Genomic DNA, 1,942 nt, shown 5'->3' on the forward strand with positions numbered 1-1,942 from the left:
TGAAGAAAGGTGGTGAATTTATTGTTAGATGATTTGTTGGGAAGTATTTTAAAAAAACTCAGCAATGATACAACATTCTTATCAAGAGGCGAAGCAGATGTTCGTCAGGGGATAGTGTTACCAATTTTGGCCTGTCTTGGCTGGGATAGAGATAATGTTGAAGAAGTGGTGCCTGAGTTTAACTGTGGTGAGGGTAAAGTTGATTATTGCTTGTTTTGTAATAATAAGGCCTCTGTATTGATTGAAGTAAAACGTGCAGGGGAAGAGTTAAGAAAGCATCAACAGCAACTCTTGGAATATGCTTTCAAATTAGGAATTAACCTTGCAGTATTAACAAACGGTTTTGAATGGTGGTTATATTTGCCATTAGAAGAAGGAAGATGGGAAGAAAGAAGGTTCTTGGATATTAACATTAGGGAACAGTCTTTTGAAATAATTTCAGAACAATTTAAGAGATTTTTAAGCAAAAAGGAAGTTAAAGATGGTTCTGCTGTGAACAAAGCTCGAGAACTAAAAAATAAAAATAAAATTCAAATATTAATAGATGCAACAATACCGGAAGCTTGGAATACTTTATTAGAAGAACAGGATGAATTACTACTTGACCTATTGGCTGAGAAAGTAAGAGAGATATGCAGTTACCATCCTGATGAAAAACAAATTAAAGATTTTGTTGCCTCGCTTTATAGACAAAGCATTGAATCCTACGAAGAGGAAGGTAATAATATTATTGCACCACCCAATATTGGTAAAATTGCTGGAAAGAACATAGGGAAAATTTCTAAAGATAAAAAGGAAATTAAAATCAGAAACTTGATAGGTGCCGGCATAATTGGAGTTAATACTGTTATCTACAATACCTATAAAGGAATAAAATATGAAGCCAGAATTTTAGAAAATGGTGAAATAAGATTACTAAACAATGAACCAGCTACCTTTAAGTCTCCAAGTAAAGCTGCGGTCCATATTACAGGAAACAGTGTTAATGGATGGGTTTGGTGGAAATGTCGGGATGAAAAAGGCAGGGAAGTTCCTCTTGATGCTTTTAGAGAAAAGTTGAAAAAGAAACCTGATTTTGAAGATAAACAAGAACGGTCAAATAGTTATGATAATCATGAAAGGAAGGGCTATCAGGATGAAAGAAGGAATATTACTAAAGAGTTCTTAGAAGCAAATGATACAAATAAAAGAGAGATAATGAGCTTTACTCATCTCGATGAAGCCTCTATTGGAGAAAGAGAAAAGGCCTCTAAAATTCCAAGAGATGATTCTGTTTTAAGCTGGCTTGGTTTAAGAAAAATGGCTGCAAGAAGCGCTATAAGGGCTGGGAAAAGAAATGAACTATTAACCATGGCTGGATATGAAGACTTAAATTCAAATAAGAATTGGCATATCTGTAATGATTTTGATTTAAAGATACATCAATATGGATCTGGAGAGACCTGTAAGTCAGCTCTTGATGTGGCAGAAATGTTAAAGTGCAAGATTGAAATCAAGTTTCATTGGCAGAATAACAAAAAAGCAAAATATCCAGGAAAAAAAGGTCTAATTTCTTTAGGGAATAAATAGGGGCACATCCATTTTCTTAAATAGGGAGGGCGTACCAAGTCAATAGTCCGGTAACTTTTGAGGGCGTCCTGGAAGAAAAGAGGAGAGAGATAATAAAAGAGTGGATTGATTCCGGAAGGATTGAAATGTGATAAAGAACCGCCCTCTGTCATATTTGAGATCTGGAAGTTTCTTAACCAGATGGTTGAGACTTTAGGTATTATTATGGATAAACGTCCTAAAGGAAAACTTCGTACAATAGAAAGCTAAACCATAGAAAAAATAGGATGTGCCTATTTTAATTTAAAAAACTCAATGAGATATTGGAGGATTTATTGTGAGAGAAGAACAAGATATTGAATTTAAAAAAGAGTGGCGCAATGAACACCTGAAG

1 protein-coding gene is annotated in these 1,942 nt (G+C 34.6%); it reads left to right on the plus strand.

Annotated features, from left to right (window positions below; translation table 11 throughout):
* Positions 1 to 21 precede the first annotated feature (21 nt).
* Positions 22 to 1,569 (plus strand): type I restriction enzyme HsdR N-terminal domain-containing protein, encoded by a 1,548-nt coding sequence (locus U9Q18_02935; protein MEA3313312.1) that lies wholly within the window; start codon positions 22 to 24, stop codon positions 1,567 to 1,569.
* Positions 1,570 to 1,942 lie beyond the last annotated feature (373 nt).

The sequence above is a fragment of the Caldisericota bacterium genome, assembly GCA_034717215.1.
Lineage (GTDB): Bacteria > Caldisericota > Caldisericia > Caldisericales > Caldisericaceae > UBA646.